At 69.8% G+C, this 17,878-nt stretch carries 10 protein-coding genes and 1 pseudogene; 5 read left to right on the top strand and 6 right to left on the bottom strand.

Annotation, left to right across the window (positions count from 1 at the left end):
* Positions 1-1,018 (bottom strand): annotated as a pseudogene (locus ACXJLU_RS28850) (ATP-dependent helicase); the annotation flags it as partial.
* Between the two features lie 39 nt (positions 1,019-1,057).
* Positions 1,058-1,645, bottom strand: coding sequence for a GNAT family N-acetyltransferase (locus ACXJLU_RS28845; protein WP_457336930.1), 588 nt, complete (start codon positions 1,643-1,645; stop codon positions 1,058-1,060).
* Between the two features lie 101 nt (positions 1,646-1,746).
* Here ACXJLU_RS28845 and pdxR point away from each other — a divergent pair, with 101 nt between their 5' ends.
* The 5 genes from pdxR to ACXJLU_RS28820 all read left to right on the top strand — a co-directional run bounded on the left by pdxR (position 1,747) and on the right by ACXJLU_RS28820 (position 8,883).
* Complete coding sequence (gene pdxR, locus ACXJLU_RS28840) at positions 1,747-3,234, top strand: MocR-like pyridoxine biosynthesis transcription factor PdxR (RefSeq protein WP_457336928.1); 1,488 nt, start codon at positions 1,747-1,749, stop codon at positions 3,232-3,234.
* 123 nt (positions 3,235-3,357) lie between these two features.
* Positions 3,358-5,733 carry an RHS repeat domain-containing protein gene (locus ACXJLU_RS28835; protein ID WP_457336926.1) on the top strand — a complete coding sequence of 792 codons (2,376 nt, stop codon included), beginning with the start codon at positions 3,358-3,360 and terminating at the stop codon, positions 5,731-5,733.
* Positions 5,733-8,030 (top strand): RHS repeat domain-containing protein, encoded by a 2,298-nt coding sequence (locus tag ACXJLU_RS28830; RefSeq protein ID WP_457336924.1) that lies wholly within the window; start codon positions 5,733-5,735, stop codon positions 8,028-8,030. Before ACXJLU_RS28835 ends, ACXJLU_RS28830 begins: the two co-directional genes overlap by 1 nt.
* A 19-nt stretch (positions 8,031-8,049) precedes the next feature.
* On the top strand, positions 8,050-8,316 hold the full coding sequence (locus ACXJLU_RS28825) for a hypothetical protein (protein WP_457336922.1): 267 nt from the start codon (positions 8,050-8,052) through the stop codon (positions 8,314-8,316).
* Between the two features lie 60 nt (positions 8,317-8,376).
* Positions 8,377-8,883 carry a hypothetical protein gene (locus ACXJLU_RS28820; RefSeq protein WP_457336920.1) on the top strand — a complete coding sequence of 169 codons (507 nt, stop codon included), beginning with the start codon at positions 8,377-8,379 and terminating at the stop codon, positions 8,881-8,883.
* 1 nt (position 8,884) lies between these two features.
* On the opposite strand, the gene ACXJLU_RS28815 is transcribed toward ACXJLU_RS28820, so the two are convergent.
* The 4 genes from ACXJLU_RS28815 to ACXJLU_RS28800 form a co-directional block, all read right to left on the bottom strand.
* Positions 8,885-10,918: a patatin-like phospholipase domain-containing protein gene (locus tag ACXJLU_RS28815; RefSeq protein ID WP_457336918.1), complete on the bottom strand. Its 2,034-nt coding sequence runs from the start codon at positions 10,916-10,918 to the stop codon at positions 8,885-8,887.
* Positions 10,915-12,411 carry a hypothetical protein gene (locus ACXJLU_RS28810; protein ID WP_457336916.1) on the bottom strand — a complete coding sequence of 499 codons (1,497 nt, stop codon included), beginning with the start codon at positions 12,409-12,411 and terminating at the stop codon, positions 10,915-10,917. Before ACXJLU_RS28810 ends, ACXJLU_RS28815 begins: the two co-directional genes overlap by 4 nt.
* Positions 12,408-14,321 (bottom strand): cytochrome P450 family protein, encoded by a 1,914-nt coding sequence (locus ACXJLU_RS28805; RefSeq protein WP_457336914.1) that lies wholly within the window; start codon positions 14,319-14,321, stop codon positions 12,408-12,410. The genes ACXJLU_RS28810 and ACXJLU_RS28805 overlap by 4 nt, the downstream gene beginning before the upstream one ends.
* 31 nt (positions 14,322-14,352) lie before the next feature.
* Positions 14,353-17,878, bottom strand: a 3,526-nt coding sequence (locus ACXJLU_RS28800) for an ATP-binding protein (protein ID WP_457336912.1), incomplete at its 5' end; no start/stop codon positions are given.

Below are 17,878 nucleotides of genomic sequence, written 5' to 3'. Positions count from 1 at the left end.
GCGTCAGCTCGGTCAGGCCGGCGTCGCCCTGCAGCTGCCAGCGGCCGTGCTCGCCGGCGCGCGCGGCCTGCGTGTCCATCAGGCTGAGCCGCAGCGCCTCGATGCGCTGGGCCTCCCAGTTGGACAGCTTCATCGGGCCTTCCTGCCGCTTCGGATCGGTCAGCAGGTCGAGCATCGCGCTGACGATGGCCTTCAGCGGGCCGGCTGGCGATTCGATGCCGCGCCCCCCCTTGCCCCGGCGCAGCATCACGATCTTGTCGTCGGGGATGTCTGCGACCTGTTGGGCGTCGAGCCAGCGCGGCTCGCGCTTGAACAGGTCGACCAGCAGCGGCGCCAGGTCGACCGGCTCGCCATCGACCTCGATCCCGAGGCTCACCATGAACGAGCCCTCGCGCTTCGGCTGGCCAAGCGACGCGAGCGGCACCTGGTGGCGCGACGGTGCGTCGACCAGCTCGCGCCCCTGCTCGGCGCCGGTGACCGGGTCGATCAGCAACCGCCAGCGCTCCACCGGCGAACTCATGTGCGCGAAGCCCGGCGCCACCACCACCGACCAGCCGAGGCCCTGCAAGCGCGGCACCTGGTCGAGCCAGAAGGCGCCGAACTGCACTTCTTCGGGCAGGGTCCACAGCTGCGGATGGCCCTCGCCGGCTTCGGCGCTGCGCCACTGCAGCGCCTGCATCGGCAGCGGGCGCAAGCCGGTGGACCACAGCAGGTCCATCGCATCGGCCTCGCCGGCCAGGTCGCGCTCGAGCACCACGCGCTCGTTCCACGCGCCGCGCAACAGCTCGGTCGGCGACGGCCGCTTGCCGAGCACGCTGGTCGGCGCCGGCGTTTCCCAGAGCAGGCCGGGCGCGGCCTCGTAGGTCCATTCGATGCGCGCGACGCTGAGCTTCTGGCTGCGCGGGCCGAAGCCGTTCATCGCGCGCATGCCGAGCAGGCCGTCGCCGCGGGTCAGGGTTTGCAGGGTCAGGCGGGGGCGCAGCGGGACGGTGGTCGGCGGGTCGGAGGGCAAGGGCATGCCTGCATTCTCACAGGCACTTCGCTCAGCGCGGATTGCTCAGCGCGGCTTGTCCAGCTGCCACTGCAGGTGCGCCCGCACCGCCGGCCACTCGGCGCGCGTGATGCTGTAGACGCAGGTGTCGCGCAGCAGCCCGTTGGGCATGCGCTGGTGGCTGCGCAGGATGCCGTCGAGCTTGGCGCCCAGGCGTTCGATCGCGCACCGGCTCTGCTGGTTGAAGAAGTTGGTGCGGAACTCGACCGCGATGGCCTCCTCGGCGAACGCGTGCGTCAGCAGCAGCAGCTTGCATTCGGTGTTGAAGCCGCTGCGCTGCACGCTCGCGGCCGTCCAGGTGGAGCCGATCTCGACACGCTGGTTCACCGCGTCGATGTTCATGAAGGTCGTCATGCCGACGATGCGGCCGGCGGCATCGCGCGTCGTGAACGGAACCATCGAGCCCTTGCGCTGCAGGTCGAGGCGGCGCTCGATCTCGGCCCGCATCGCCTGCGGCGCCGGGATCGCGGTGTACCAGAGGTTCCACAGTTCGCCGTCGCTGACCGCGGCGACCAGGTCCTGCTCGTGGTCGATGGAGAGCGGCTCGAGCGAACCGTGCGAGCCTTGCAGTCGGAGGGGGGTGAGCCAGGTCATCGTCGTCGTCCTTGCGGGTGCTTCGGGTTCAGGGTGCTCTACAGTAGCGCCGGTGTGGCACCTTGAAAAGCGCCACGCATGACGATTTTCATGGAGCCACGATGACCTCGCCCGTGCCGCAGGCCCTGCTCGATGCGCCGCTCTCGCGCGAGCGCGGCCCGGCCTCGCTGCAACGCCAGCTGCACGACCGGCTGAAGCACGCGATCCTCGGTGCAACGCTGGCGCCGGGCACCCGCCTGCCGGGTTCGCGGGCGCTCGCCGAGGCGCTCGGGATCTCGCGCAACACCGTGACGGCCGTGTACGACCTGCTCGCGGCCGAAGGCTACCTGCTGCCCGATCGACAGGGCACGCGCGTCGCGGCGCTGACCCGCCCGGCTCGCACGGCCCGTACAGCGCAAGGCAAACCGGTGCCGCGCGCCGCGCCGGCGGCACCACCGGCGATCGCCCGGCGCCTGTCGCCGATCCAGTCCGAGCCCGCACAGACCGACGGCGATGCGGCATTGCGCCCCGGCGTGCCGGCGCTGGCCCAGTTCCCGCTGGCCGAATGGCGCCGGGCACTCGATCGCGCGATGGGCAGCGCAGGTCCGTCGACGCTGGGCTATGGCAACCCGCTCGGCGAGCCGACGCTGCGCCGCTCGATCGCCCGCCACCTGAGCGTGGCGCGCGGCGTGCGCTGCGAGGCCGAACAGGTCGTCGTCACCGAAGGCGCGATGGAGGCGCTGGCGCTGTGCGCGCGGCTGCTGACGAACCCTGGCGACACCGTGTGGGTCGAGGACCCGGGCTACCGCGGCGCCCGCACCGCGATGCATGCGGCCGACCTGCAGATCGTGCCGATGCGCGTCGATGCCGAAGGGCTGTGCGTGCGCGAGAGCGACTGGGCTGCGCGGCCGCCGCGGCTGATCTACGCGACGCCGTCGCACCAGTACCCTTCCGGCGCGGTGATGAGCGCGGCGCGCCGGCTCGACCTGATCGCGCAGGCGCAGCGCCACGGCGCGTGGATCATCGAGGACGACTACGACAGCGAATTCCGCCACGCCGGCGAGCCGATCGGCGCGATGCAGGGCCTGGTCGCGCAGGCGCCGGTGTTGTATGTGGGCACCTTCAGCAAGACGATGTTCCCGTCGCTGCGGCTCGGCTTCCTGGTGCTGCCGGAGGCGCTCGCCGCGAGGCTGCAGGCGCCGCTCGGGCAACTGCTGCGTGGTGGGCATCGGCACGAGCAGCTGGCGCTCGGCGATTTCATCGAGAGCGGTGCGTTCGGGCGGCACCTGGGGCGCATGCGGCGGCTGTACCGCGAGCGGCAGGTCGCGCGGCGGGAGGCGTTGTCGCGTTACCTGCGCGTGCCGCATGCGATCGACGGCGGGCATTGCGGCATGCACCTCACGGTGCGGCTGCCGGGTGAGTACGCCGATGCCCGCATCGCCGCCGTGGCGCTGCGGCACGGAATGGCGCCGGCGGCACTGTCGAGCTTTGCGCTGCAGCCCTCGGCCCACGACAACGGGCTGGTGCTCGGCTATGGCAACACGCCGGCGGAGCGCTTCGAGGCGCTGGTCAGGAAGTTGTCGCAACTGGCGCGTACGGCGCCGCAGTGAACGGCGCGAACAGTCCTGCACTTTCAGGATTCGCAAGCGGTCGATATGGACACTACCGGTGCGGTGGCGCGCTTGCTCTACTGCACGCCCCATCGCCCTGTCGCCAGCCGCGACGCTCACACCATGCCGACCTGCTCCTCTCCCGGCCGCCCGCTGCGGGCCGCCCTGCTCGCGACCCTGGTCGCATCGCTGTGCAAACCAGCGGCCTTGCACGCTGAGATCCAGGTCGCGAGCAGCTTCGTCGATCCAATACTCGGCGGCTGGATGGCCGGCACCGCCGGCGGCCTCTACTGGATCGGGCCGGTGCGCATCGAACGCTATCCCTGCTATCTGGAGAATCCGCGGGTTCCCTATCCGTATGGATACCGCGACTATCCGAACGATGCGGTCACCGGTTGCGCGAGCAGTTTCGACGACGCCCGGATGCAGGTGCTGGCAAAGCTGGACGCTCACCTGCGCAGCGTCGCGGCATCCAGTCGCAGCGAAAAGTACTACGCGCTGCAGTTCTCGACGCTCGTCGTTCTCCAGAGCAACGGAGCCTTCTCAGCCTACGGCCGGTTCAAGCAAGCTGCGCTCACTACGGCGCGAAACACGCCCGACGATGGCCCCGCCAGCGAGTGCGGCGACACATCGACACCGCTGGCCGGCGACCCCATCGTGGTCGCGACGGGCCAGAGCTTCCAGAGCGACGCCGACTACCGTTCGCCTCGATCGAAGGGGCTCACATTCCAACGGTTCTACAACAGCGCCGACAGCACCGAAGGCATCCTGGGAGCCGGCTGGCAGCACACGTTCTCGCGGCGAGTCGACGCCCTTCCTTCGAACGCCGCTGCGACCTATGCCGATGTCATCCGCGGCAGCGGCAGGGCCGTGCGTTTCGAGGCGGCGGCCGGCGCATGGACTGCCGATGCGACGGAGCATTCATCGCTGGAGCGGCTACCGGGCGGGTGGCGCTACCGATCGAACGCGAACGAACTCGAAACCTACGATGCGCAAGGACGGCTGCTGAGCGTCACGTCGGCGGACGGCTACACGGTGCGCGTCACGCGCGATGCGGCGGGGCGCGTTTCGGCGGTGGAGGACTCCTTCGGCCGCAGCCTCGGTCTCGGCTACGACGCCGGCGGCCTGCTCTCCTGGTTGACGGACGTGGCAGGGGCGACTGTGCGCTACGACTACGTCAAGACAAACGGTGTCTCGACACTGCGCCGCGTGACGGACGCGGCCGGCGCTTTCAAGACCTACCTGCACGAGTTGAACCGATTCCCGGGCGCGCTCACCGGCCTGCTGGACCAGAACGGCGCACGGCATGCCACCTGGTCATTCGACGACACCGGACGCGCGACGAGTTCACAGCTTGCCGGCGGTGTCGACAGAACCGTGCTGACCTATGCAACGGGATCGACCACCGTGACCGATGCCTTGGGGGCGACCCGTGTGCTGGGCTACCAGACGCTGGGCGGCGTGGCGTTCCTCAGTTCGGCCTCGCAGCCTGCCGGCAGCGGCTGTTCCGCCGCGACGCGCCGCTGGTTGAACGACAGCGCAGGCAATCTCGTCGAGAAGGATGACTTCAACCAGGCGCGCGTTTGCTTTGCCTATGACGACCGGCATCGGCAGGTCCGGCGCGTCGAGGGACTGAGCACCTCGCACAACTGCGCAGGCATGCTTGCAGAGAACACAACGCTGCCCGCCAACACCCGAAAGTTCAGCCGGCAATGGCACCCGGACTGGCGCATCGAGACGCGGCGAGCCGAGCCCGGCCGCATCGTGACCCGCATCTACAACGGCCAGCCCGATCCGTTCAACGCCCAGGCACCGGCAAGCTGCACCCCTGCCGACGCGCTGCTGCCCGACGGCAAGCCGATCGCCGTGCTGTGCAAGGAGGTCGTGCAGTCCACCGCTGATGGAGACGGACACCTCGGCTTCGGCGCAGCGCTGCAATCCGAGCCGGATCGGGTCACGCGTTGGACCTACAACGCGCTTGGCCAGGCGCTGACCGCGACCGAGCAAGGAGCGGACGGCGAAACCACGACCACCTACGCCTACTACACCGACACGACCGACACCCACATGCGCGGCGACCTGCAAAGCATCACCACCGCGGTAGGCGGCGTGACGCAGTTCACCGCGTACAACCGCCACGGGCAGGTGCTCCAACGCATCGCGTCCGACGGCAGCGTCACCAACAACAGCTACGACGCGATGCAGCGGCTGCTGGGCACTGCGGTGGATGGCGAAGGCGTGAGCTTCAGCTACGACCCGATCGGCCAGCTGACACGCAGCAGCGATGACGACGGCGGCTGGGTCGGCTACGCATACGACGATGCCCACCGCCGGACCGCGGCCTTCAACCATCTCGGCCATCGCATCGATTACCGGCTCGACGCCGCAGGCAATGTCATAGGAAGGACGGTCAACGACCCGGACGGGACTCTGACGCGACAACTGGCCCGCAGCATCGATCTGCTCGGACGCGTTCAGCAGCAGGTGGAGCGGCCGTGATGACGATGCGACCGCTTCTCCGACTTCTTGCCGCGGCCACATTGCTGACCTGTTTCGATGTTGAAGCACAGGCCCTGCCTCCGCCGCCCGTCTCTCCGGCACCGACCACCCGCTCCGAGTACGACCCCCAGGGCCAGCTGACGCTGCAGACGCAGGCCCCGGGCGTGCCGGGCTTCAACCTCGACACCCGCTTCACCTATGACCGGCTGTACCGCCTGACCGATCGGCGCGACCCGCTGCAGGGCCGCATCGGCTTCACCTACGACGGCCTGAACCGCACGACGCAGGTCACTGACCCGCGTGCGCTCGCCACGCGCTACGTGCGCAATGGGTTCGGCGACGTCACGCAGATCATCAGCCCCGACACCGGCACCACCACGCTCAGCTGGGATGCGACCGGCAACCTGCGCACGCGCACCGACAGCCGCGGTGTCATCGCCACCTACCGGCACGATCCGGACCACCGGCTGACGAGCCTCGTCTTCAGCCGGCCGGGCGAGCCCGAGCTGAGCCTCGGCTGGTCGTACAGCCAGACCGGCCCCGAGTTCGCATACGGCGGCGGACGCCTCACCAGCAGCCGCTTCCCTGCCGGCTCGGCGCTGTACCGCTACACCGGCCAGGGCCGGCCGGCGGCCACCGTGCAGCGCATCGAGACGGCCGAGGGCGCGAACCCGACGCCTGTCGTGCACACCGTCGGCTATGGCTATACCCGCGGCAAGCTGGCCTCGTTGACCTACCCATCGGGCGGTGTGCTGTCCATCGGCTACACCCAAGGCCAGGCCACGTCGCTGAGCTTCGCCGCCGACGCAGGCGCCGCCGCCGTGCCGCTGCTCGGCGAGATCCGCTGGGAGCCCTTCGGCAGCGCGGTGCGCAGCTGGGCCTGGCAGATGCAGGCCGGCCCGTTACCGCACGAACGCTGGCGCGACCTGAGCGGGCGCGTCGTGCGACAGCGCCTCGGGTCGCTGCTGCGCGACATCACCTACGACGCGGCCGATCGCGTGGCGGGCTACACGCATTGGTTGCCCGACGGCACGCCGCAGCCGGCGCTGGATCAGCAGTTCGGCTACGACGGCAACGGCCGGCTGACGAGCGTGCTCACCGCCAATGCGAGCTGGGCACTGTCCTATGACGTCTCCGGCAACCGCAGCGCGTTCAGCCTGAACGGCAGCGCGAGCAGCTACAGCACCGAGACCGCGAGCAACCGGCTCACCGCGATCAGCAACCCGGCACGCGGCTTCTCGCACGACAGCGCCGGCAACGTGATCAGCGCGGACTACACGGCGGCCTACAACCTCGCAGGACAACTCGCCACGCTGACGCGCAACGGCATCACCACCACGTACAGCTACGACGCCAGCGGGCAACGCATCCGCAAGAGCAACGGCAGCACGGCGGGCACGCTGATCTTCGTGCACGACCACCAAGGCCACCTGCTGGGCGAGTACGACGCGTTCGGCAACGCGGTGCGCGAATACGTCTGGCTCGGCGACATCCCGGTGGCGGTCGTGATGCCCGCCGCCACTGCCGGCGACGCACTGCAGATACTCTTCATCCACGCCGATCACCTGGACACGCCGCGGCTCGTCGTCGATCTGCAGGGCAACACCCGCTGGCGCTGGCTGGCCGAGCCGTTCGGCACGACGGCCCCCGAGGTCGATCCGAGCGGCTTCGGCCCCTTCACTTTCCCGCTGCGTTTCCCCGGGCAGTACGCCGATGCCGAGTCGGGCCTGTTCTACAACGGCCAGCGCTACTACGACCCGCAGACCGGGCGCTACCACCAGTCCGACCCGATCGGGCTGGTGGGCGGCATCAACACCTACAGCTATGTCGACGGCCAGCCGACCGGCCATGTCGATCCAAGCGGGCTGCAGGCCGCACCGATGCCGGGCCTGCCGATCCCGCTGCCACCGGCGGCCGTGCCGGGCACCGCCGAGAACAAGGTGCTCGCCGAGGCGACGATCCGCGCGATCCAGGCGGCCAGCGAGGCGGTCGGCAACGCCTACGGGCGCTGCGCGCAGGCGCTCGGGCGGGCTTGGGATCGGATGTTCAGTGAAGGTGAAGACAGCGGCCAGGATCAAGCTGAGCCTGAGCGTGAAAAGACCCCGACAACAAATCCAGACGACTTCGAATCTGTGCGGGGCACCAAGGGAAAGCGAGAAAAGTCGACAGACGAAATTTGGGAACGGGATCAACTTCACAAAGACCATTGGGAGGTCTACAAGGACAAGCGCGACTACGAAAGAGGCAAGCGTGATCGCGACGTATGGGACGATGGTCGTCCGAAACGCAAGTTCTAGAGACACTCAGGAGAGGCCGATGAAAGCGGATGACATCTGCGAGAGATATGCATCTCAGCGTGGTGATCTGGTATTGAAACTTCTGGAGATTGACGCTGCCGATCCTGCAAGAACTTTGTTGATCGAAGGTTCCGCTCGTTCATTGAAGATGCTTGCGGAGCTGCTGATTGCCGTCGCTGACGGGGACGAAGGAGACGGCTTCGGCATCTCCCCTTTTGGTGCCGGCAAAACCCACTTTTCAGGGGCATCTGAACTGGGCGTTTATCTCCATCGATCTCCGAAGTGATCTTCCTCTTGCGGCAACCGGCCCCACCTCTACTCAGCTCCGCTCGTCGGACCGACTCTCATGATTGAACTCGACCCGGACCAAGTGGGTTGGTCGATCAGGTCCTCCGACGGAAGAAGCCGCATGGCCTGTCGGTCAACAAATTCGTCGCAGGACTCGGGAAAGTTGACTGCTGCCCTGACCCTCGAGCAACAGACGTGGCAGCGGGATCGTCCTTTGCAGAATGCCGCCATGACCCGGGACTTCCGTATCGAGTTGCCGCAGGTCGTCCTTCGGATCGATTCATTGCGGCGCCTGCGTCAGCGACTGATCGAATGGCAAGTGAACCCTGCCCATTTCACGTCCGAACTGTGCGACATCGCTGCAGGAGATCAGCATCTCTCGATGTCCATCGGTCGCGACGAGCGGCTCATCGCGGACCTGTTCAAGCCGGCATGCATCGTCGCCTGCGACTGTGGTCCGTCCATGAGCGGACGGTGGGCATTCCTGGTGGATCAATCGTGCATCCGGCTTTGCGCAGACAGCCTGGGTGAACTTCTTCGTTCGAAAAGCAGACCTCGGGTCTAGCTCACACCGGCGTGCGCAGCCGCAACTCCGGCGCCGGCATCGGCTTGTACGGCTGCCGCGCGTCGTTGACCCGGAACCGCTCCTCCAACTGCTCGATGCCCGTCAGCAAGGCCTGCAGCTGCTCGGCCTCTTCATCGCTCAACTCGTGCGCACCGCTATCGTCGCCCCGCAGCGGCGGTGCATTCGCAGCATCGTCGATCGCCTCCCGCATCGGCACCGAATGCGCCTCGCTCGCCGCCGCCGAGGCCGCTCCCTTCAACCAGCCGCGCAGCCCGACCAGCAGCGCCTGCAGCCGCACCCAGCGCTGCTCCTGCCACGCCGGCGTCGCGCGCTCGCCCGGCGCATCGGCATAGCGCTCGACGAACAACTTGCCGCTCACCGTGCCGTAACGCCGCGCCATCCGCAGGATGCGATTGCGCGGCATGCCGATGTGCAGCTCGCCCTCGCCCGGCCGCAGCGCGAGCCGCGCGACGCGGTTGCGCGCGGTGGCCAGGCGCATCGCGCTGCGGTCCTGCCAATCCTTTGCCGTGAGTCCGGCCGCCAGCAGGAAGCCCGCGAGAAAACCCAGCGGCTTGTCCGCACGCTCGCGCGCCTGCACCGGCGTGCCGGGGTCGGTCGGATCGAAGCGCTGCCAGCTGTCGCGGCTGCCCTGCAGGTGCGTCTCGGGCAGCCACACGAACACGTTGCGCCGGAACGGGTTGCGCTGGCCCAGCCACAACCCGAAGGTCGGCCAGCGCGGCACCGCTGCATCGAACAGGTGGATCGGGAAGTTCGAGCACAGCCCGCCGTCGGAGAACCAGCAGCGCTTCAGCTGCCGGTCCTTGCGCGGCATCTCGTGGTCGACCGCCCACAGCGGCACCGCCGAGAACAGCAGCGGAAAGCTCAGGCTCAGGCGCGCCGCGACGAGGATCGGCAGGTCGCCGCGCGGCAGCTCCAGCAGCCCTTCACTCTTCGAGGCCTCACCAGCCGGTGGGTCGAACTCGCTGGCCGGCGCATAGGRCCGCGCCACCTTCACCATCGCGTCGACCACGCGGTCCGGAAAGAACAGCCGCAGCGCCTCGGGCTCGAAGTACACGCGGTCGGTCTCGTCCTGCAGCGGCAGCCGGTAAGGCCGGCCGTGCGTCACGTTGGTCGTGATCAGTTCCAGGTTGATCGAGCGCAGCCGGCGGTCGTCGCCATCGCGCACCGTCACGCGCGCCGCGCCCGGCGAAGCCGGCGCCGACCACAGGTCGCGGAAGGTCAGCGGTGCGTCCTCGCGGCCGAGGCCGGCGGCAAGCTGGATGCCCTTGTCCAGCCATTCGACGAGACCGGGGTCGGTCTTCGGGTCGCGGCCCGGTTGCGTCTTGCCGCGGCACAGCCCGAGGTCGTTCTTCACCAGGCCGTGGATCAGGTCGGGCAGCAGGCCGAACAGCACGACCGCGATCGTGACGAAGGTCGGTACGGCCAGCAGGATCGCCAGCGCAAACCTCAGCAAGGCGCCCCAAGTGAACGGCGGAACTGCAGCCAGCACCACCGCGACGCACAGCCCGATCAGGGCAGCCCACAGCGCCGGCTTGCGATAGCTGCGCAAGACCGGCCACCCGAGCCGCAGCCAGCGCGGAACGCTGCTGCGGCGCGTCTCGCCGTAGATGTCGACCGCGCCGACGAAGAGGTCGAACAAGCGCTGCCCCCGCGGCGCCGGCTGGAACAGCGACAGCATCTTCGTGCGCAGCCCGCGCGGCCCCGGCTTCGCGAGATCGCCCGGCGCGCGCCGCAGCACCTCGAAGCCATCGTCGTAGCCGTTGCGCCGCCCGTACTCGGCCGCCGCCGCAAGCGCCGCCGCCATCGCGCCCACCGAGGTGCCGCCGATGCTCTTGAAGCGGAACGCCCGCGCGATCTCGAGGATCGCCCATGGGTAGACGACGCCGCTCGCGACACCGCCGGTCAGCACCAGGTCGCAGAAGCGGTCGGCGGGCGGACGCTCGGTCAGCGGCTCCGGCACTTCGACGAAGTCTTCGCCGGTGTCGAGCAGCGGCGCGTTCATTCGCGCGGTCATTCGTAGGCTTCCCGGTCCACCTCGTCGACCCACAGGTGGCCGTGGTCTTCGGTCGCGAGCTGCTCCAGGCCATCGCTCGTCGGGTACAGCAGGTAGGCCGTGCCACGCGTGCGCACGAACGGTTTCAGGCCCTTGAACTCCGTCACGCCGCCGCGCTTCATTGCATCCCCCGGCAGCACGAAGCTCGCATCGGGATCCTCATGGTGCGAGGCCAGCGGGTCCTTCGCGCGGCCCTCGTCGAGGTTGCCCATCGGCACACGGTCGGCCCACTCGCCCAGCAGGTGCTCGAACTGGTTCTCGATGCTGCTGCAGAAGAACTGGCCGAGCAGCCCGCGCTCGATGCCGGCGGTCTCACCCGGTTCCCACGGCGGCCCGTACGGCACGCCGCGGCGCAGCAGCGGGCGGTGCCGCAGCTGGTGCGCGATCTGGCCGCCGCGCGGGTTCATGCGGCGGATGTGCGCGCCGAACGGGCAGCCCTTGCCTTCCGCGTCTTTCCGGTAATCGAAGTCCTCACCAGGTTCGCCGATCGCCTGCTGCGTCTCGGGATCGATGCGCCGCCCATCGGCGAAGCGGCCGCACAGCTTGGCCTGCACGAGCTTTCTCGCGTCCTCCTCGTTGATCGCGCCGCCGCTGCCCTTGGCAATGCACCTCGCCCGCTTCTCCAGGTACTCGCGAAACGCCGGCTCGTCCTGCTCCATCTGCCGCAGCACGCCGAAGCTCGCCTCGCAGAAGAACGAGCGCACCGCCTGCGGCTGCGTCGCGAGCGCCCATGGCGTGGCGCCGCTGTCGTCCGGGTGGCCGAGCAGGAACTCGCCTGCGTTGTGCCTCGAGACCGGCAGCAGCTTCCTGCGCTCGTCCGGCGGGAGGTCCGGGTCATGCGACCAGCCGTGGATGTCCACCTTCGACAGGCCATCGCGGTAGCCGAAATGCACCCATCGCTGCTTCGTGTCGGTGGTGCGGCTGAAGTTCTTGCCCCGCAGCACCTTGTCGTCGATCTGCACGCAGAACCCCTTCGCCAGCCGCTGCACACGCCTGAGCAGTTCGGCGAACGCCGCGTCGTCATCGTGGTGCAGGCTGACGACCGCATGCAGCGCCTTCTGGTGGAAGCCGCTGTCCCATTGGTCGGGCGCGCTCGATCCGGTGTCGCCCAGCCGCGTGGCGGCCTGCACCGGCGCACCGAGGTGGAACGAAGGCGCGAGCTTCTGCAGCACCAGCAGCACGCGCAGCGGCAGCTTCAACGCCTCCAGGCCGCGGTAGGTGAAGCCGATGCTCAGTTGCGGGCCGGTGAACTCCCGTTGGCTCGGCCGGTGCGTCACGTGCCGGCTCAACGCCGAGAGGAACCTGCGCGTCTGCGAGCCCGTCCCGTTGAACTTCAGCAGCAGGTGCTGCGCGTGGAGCTGCTTCGGCATGCACAGCACGATGCGCTGCACGTGGTCGAACTGGTCGCCCCACGGCGTGCGGGACGTGGCCGGCTTCAACGGCTGCGCCTTCATGGCTTGACCCCCAGCAGGCGGCGGATCTGCTCCGCCTCGAGCGCCGGGTAGGCGCTGAAGAAATAGCCCTCCGCCACCGGCCGGTCGTTGCGGCGGATCAGGTCGATGAAGGCGCCGGGGTACTGCTTGACCGGCATCGGCGGCGCGTCCTCGATGTGCTCGAAGATCTTGTCGAACAGCTCACCCACCTCCAGCACGAAGTGCTCGATGTACGACTCGAACAGCCCGTCGTACACCGTGTGCAGCACCAGCCGGTTGTCGTTCTCGATGAATTCGAACCACGCGAAATGGATGTGCCGAGACCTCAGCAAGGCCTGCTCGATGCGCGGCGCGCCGGCACGGATCACCGCCTTCAAGGCCTCGGCATGCACGGAGACAGGCGTCTTGACGCGCATCGACACGTTCAGCGCATGCTGGCGGTCGAGGCGGCAGCTCAGCGGATAGCGCTTGCAGGTGAAGCCCCAGCGCCGCTCCAGGCCGACCACGGCGCCGTCCTCCGGGTCGAGCACCTCGGCCAGTCCGCGCAGCAGCAGCACGCGACGCACGATCTCGCTGATCAGCGGGCGCGCAAGAATGTTGCCGATGCACGAATGCAGGCCGTGCGGCGATGGGCCGCTGTCAATGCCGAAGATCAGCGGGTCGGCGTCGCGCGGTGGCGGCGACACGAAGGCCGTTCCCTTGGCCCGCAACGCCGCAACGATCGAGAGCACGCACTCCTCGTCCCTCTTCAGCGTCACGCCGCCCGGCAGCGTGACGTCCTGGGTCACGCGGCGCGGCAGATAGGCCGCCGGCGGGTTCAGGCGCAAGGCTTCCGCGATCCACGGCCACAGGTCGTCCAACGGTGTCGCGGCCGTACACGCCACGTCGCGCAGCGGCTCGACCAACCCATTGCGGAAGAACTCGGACAACGCCGAGCAGACGGCGGCCTGCACGTTGCCGACCACGCCGGACATCACGCCGACGACGATCACGCCCAGTTCCTCGCCGCTCAGGTCGTCCTCCGGCACGGTTCCCGCCTCTCGCTTGAGGCGCCCGAGGCGACGCATGGCCGGTTCGAACCCGGGCAGCTTGTCGGTCCGCAGGTCGACGCCGGTCGGCAACTTCTCCGGGTCGCGGGTCGGGTCGCGCTGGTACTCGTCGATCAGCTCGCAGGCGCGCGTGAACAACGCGGCCATCGGCTCGCGCGCCGTGGCCACCGGCGCCGGATCGCTGACGAAGTGCCGGCCGAGGATCTGGTGCGTGAGCGCCATGTACGCACCTCGCAGCGCCTTCTCCAGCAGCGGATGGTCGCCGGTCGCGAAGCCGAACAGCCGGCTGCAGAAGCGCAGTGCGGCCTGCTCGGCGAACTGCGCGAGGTCGAAGAACGGCGCACGCAGCCAGATCGGCTCGGCCTCGGCCACCGCCAGCGCGGCCAGCTCCGCCACGGTGGAAGCGTCGTAGCGCAGTGCCTTCGCGGCCGCGGTGCGCTGGCGCTTGCGCAGCCTCTCGTCGTCAAGGCCGAGCAGGAAGGTGCCGGCGCCCAGCTTGTTGTAGGCCTCGTTGCTGAAGTCCTTGCCGTTGCGCAACACGGCCGTGATGTCGTCGGCATCGATCAGCAGCCGCACCTTGCGGTGCCCGCAAGTCCGGTCGCGCCGCACCGGGCTGCCCTCCGGTTCGTAGTCGTTCGCGTGGTGGATCGCGCGGCTCGGAAACGTCAGCACGCCGTCCAGGTCCGGGCGGTCCCGCAGCGCCTCGAACAGCGCATCGCGCTGCGCCGGCAGGCTCTGCGGATCGTGCGGCCGCACGTTGCGCCAATCGCACAGCCAGTCGAACAGCATGCGGTTGCGCTCGTACTCGCTCTTCGTGCCGTCGAACCAGGTCGGCAGGTCTTTCTCGACCGCTCCAGGCCGGAACTTCTTGTCGGTCGTCATCACCGCCTCCCCGCGTTGCCGCGTCAACAGCTCAACTCATGGACCGCAGCAGCTCTCGCGCCTGTCGCAGATCGTGCGTCTCCAGCCCTTCGGTGAACGACGCATGGGCCGGCTTCAACAGCTGCAGCGCCTCCCGCGTGCGGCCGTCCTCATGCCACAGCCGCGCCAGGCTGGTGGCGCTGCGCAGCGCGAAGCCGCGTTTGTGCTGCTGCATCGCCAGCGCGTGCGCCGCCTGCAGCCCCTGCTCGGCCGCGCGGCGCGCCGCCGGCAGCGAAGGCCCGTCGCGGCGCAGCGTCAGCTCGGCGATCAGCCGGCGAACCTCGGCCTCGTAGTAGCGCTCGCCATGCGCCTGCACGATGCCCATCGCCTCGTCGAGCCGCGCGAGGCCTTGCACCAGGTCGCCGCCGCGCGCGAGGCCCTCGGCCAGCAGCGTCAGGTACAGCGGCCGCGTGACCACGGCACCGCTGCGCGCCCACAGCGCCAGGCCCTCGCGCATCTCGGCCACGCCTTCATCGTGCAGCCCGCGTTCGCACTGCAGCCAGCCGTGCATCACATGCGCATGCGCCAGCCACACCGCAAAGCCGCCTTCGTCGCAGATCGCGATCGCCTGCTCGGCACAGGCGAGCGCCTGCGCATGCTCGCCGCGGTAGCGGTGCACGTTGGCGGCAAAGCCGAAGGCCTCGCCGAGGCTGAACTTGTGGTCGAGCGTGCGCGCGAGCTGCTGCACGCGGTCGATGCGCGCCAGCGCGTCGTCCGGATGACCCAGCTCCCACTGGCCCCAGGCCGAGTAGCACAGGCACATCACGCCCGGGTCCTGCACCGCGGCGCGGCGGTGGTGCTCCGGCCGGTACACCGCGAGGCATTCGTCCATGCGCTGCACCGCGGCCAGCCCGTGGCCCTCGTGGAACAGGATGTTGGCCGTGGCCCAGCGCACCTGCAGCCGTGCCATCGTGTCGCCGCTCTGCTCGGCCAGCGCCTCGGCGCGGCGCGCGATCTCATGCGCCCGCGGGAAGTCCGCGCGCATGAAGTGGTAGCCCTCCAGCCCGAGCTGCGCCTTCAGCCGGGCCCCGGAGTCGCCGAGCTCGTCGCCCAGCTGCTCGGCCCGCGCATAGGCGCGCTCGACCGGCGGCGCGCCATAGCCTTCGGTCGCGATGTAGCGCGACGCGAGCAGCAGTTGCAGCCGCAGCTCGATGCTTCGACGCTCCGGTTCCTGCGGGTGGCTGCCCAGCAATGCCAGTGCGCGCTGCAGGTGCTGAATGGCTTCGTCGTGCGCCGAGCGCGAGGCCGCCAGCCGCGCGGCGACCTCCCACTGCCCGAGCGCCTCGGCCGCCAGCCCGGCCTCGGTCTGGTGGTGGGCGAGCAGCTCGGGCTGGCGCTGCGCGAGCTCGGGCCACGAAGCGCGCAGCACCGCCGCGACCGCACGGTGCACCAGCTGGCGGTCGCGCGTCCACAGCGACTGGTAGGCGATGTCGCGCACCAGCGCGTGCTTGAACGCGCAGCGCCGCTCGCCCGCGCCGTCGGTACCGCCGGCACTCGTCAGCAGCCCCGATTGCTCGATCAGGTCGAGCTGCGCCGTCAACTCCTGCGGCGTCATCGGGCGCCCGCCGTGCGCCAGCACCTGCTGCAGCAGCGCGACCGGGAACTCGCGCCCGAGCACCGCACCGAATTGCGCGATCGCGCGCGCCGGGCCGAGCCGGTCGAGGCGCGCCATAAGCAGGTCCTGCAGGCTGCCCGGCACGTCGAGCGACTGCGGCAGCATCTCGTCGAGCGTCGCGCTCTGCTCGACCACCATGCGTGCCGATTCTTCGAGGAACAGCGGCACGCCGTCGGAGCGCCCGGCCAGCAAGCGCACCACGCCGGCCGGCAGCAGCGATTCGCCGCAGGCCTGCTTCAGCAGCCGGCGCGATTCATCGGGGCGCAGGCCGTGCAGCTCGATGGTCTCGTGCACGACCGGGGGCTGCCATGGCGCGGCGGCGGGGTTGTCACCACTCGTGCGCTGCGTCAGCAGCACCAGCATCGGCACCGGCTCGCCGCTCGCCAGCAGCCGGCCGAGGAACTCGCGTGTCGACGGGTCGACCCAGTGCAGGTCTTCGACCACCAGGCACAGCGGCCGCGCCTGCGCGCTGCGCTGGAACCACTCGACCAGCGTCGCGAGCGTGCGTTCGCGCAGCCGCTCCGGCGTGCCGACCAGTGGTTCGCCCGGCAACGACAGCAGCGCGGCCACCACCGGCAGCGCCTGCGCGGCGTCCAGGCCGGCCGGCATCGCGTCGGCGAGCTTGCGCCGGCGCGTGGCCTCGTCATCGTCGTCGCGCACGCCCAGCCAGTGGTGCATCGCGTCGATCACCGCATGGAAGGCGCTGCTCGCGTGGTCGGGCAGGCAGCGGCATTCGAACGACAGCGCGCCGCGGGCCTTCAGGCCATGCCGGAACTCGCGCACCAGCCGCGATTTGCCGATGCCGGCGTCGCCGTGCAACTGCACCACGCGCAGCGCGCCGGCCTGCAAGGCATCCCAATGTCGCAGCAGCAGCGCCAGTTCCTCGCCGCGGCCGACGAAGGGGGTGAGGCGCGGCAGCGCATCGAGCCGGTGCTCCTTGCGGTCATGCAGCACGACGCCGGCGCGCTGCCCGCCTTCGATGCCCTTCAGCGCCAGCGCGTTCTCGAGCGGCTGCACCGTGAAGCGGTGCTGCACCAGTGCGAGCGTCATGTCGGACACCATCACCGTGCCGGGTGCCGCCTTGCTCTGCAGGCGCGCGGCCAGGTGGATCGACACGCCGACCGGCTGGCCGGCCATCACCGAGACGCGCCCGGTCGCGATGCCGATGCGCACCTGCACCGGCGTCGACATGCCGGCCACCGACTGCACGATCGCCAGCCCCGCCGCCACCGCCTGCTCGGCGCTGCGCTCGCTGGCGGCCGGGTAGCCGAAGTACGACATCACGCCGTCGTCGCCCTGCGGGTCGTCGGCGACGCCGCCGTGGCGCTCGATCTGCGCGATGCAGCGCTGGTGGAACTCGGCCAGCAGGCTCGCGTAGCGTTCGCTGCCCAGGCGGTGCAGCCAGCCGGTGGAATCGACGAAGTCGAACGACAGCGAGGTGACCTGGCGCGCATCGTTGCCGGCCGACGCGCGCGCATCGGGCAGCACCAGCACCGCATCGCCATCGCCGTACAGCTGCAGCCATGCGGCAGCGGGCTCGCCGCGCACCGCGCGCACCGCCTCGGCGATCGGCTGGGCCTGCGAGAGCCGCTCGCACAGCATCGCGAACCAGCCGTGCTCGTCGTCGCCCGGGGCTTCACCGGAGCCCTGCGGCGCCACCAGCAGGCTCGCCCCGAGCGCCGCCAGCCGCTGCGCGAGCCGCGCCACCTGCTGCTCGGGCGCCGCTGCGACGACGAAGAGCTTCGGCGGCCGCAACCAGGTCACGCCGGCCAGCAGCTCGTGCGGCACGCCGGCGTCCAGGCGGATCACGTCGTGCTCGGCCAGCAGGCCGGCGATCGCGTCGGCGGCCACGGCATCGCGCGGCAGCCGGGTCGACAGCACGGCCGCGCTGTCGAGCGCCGGC

Source organism: Rhizobacter sp. P5_C2, assembly GCF_054049715.1.
This window is presented reverse-complemented; position numbering and strand designations above follow the sequence as displayed.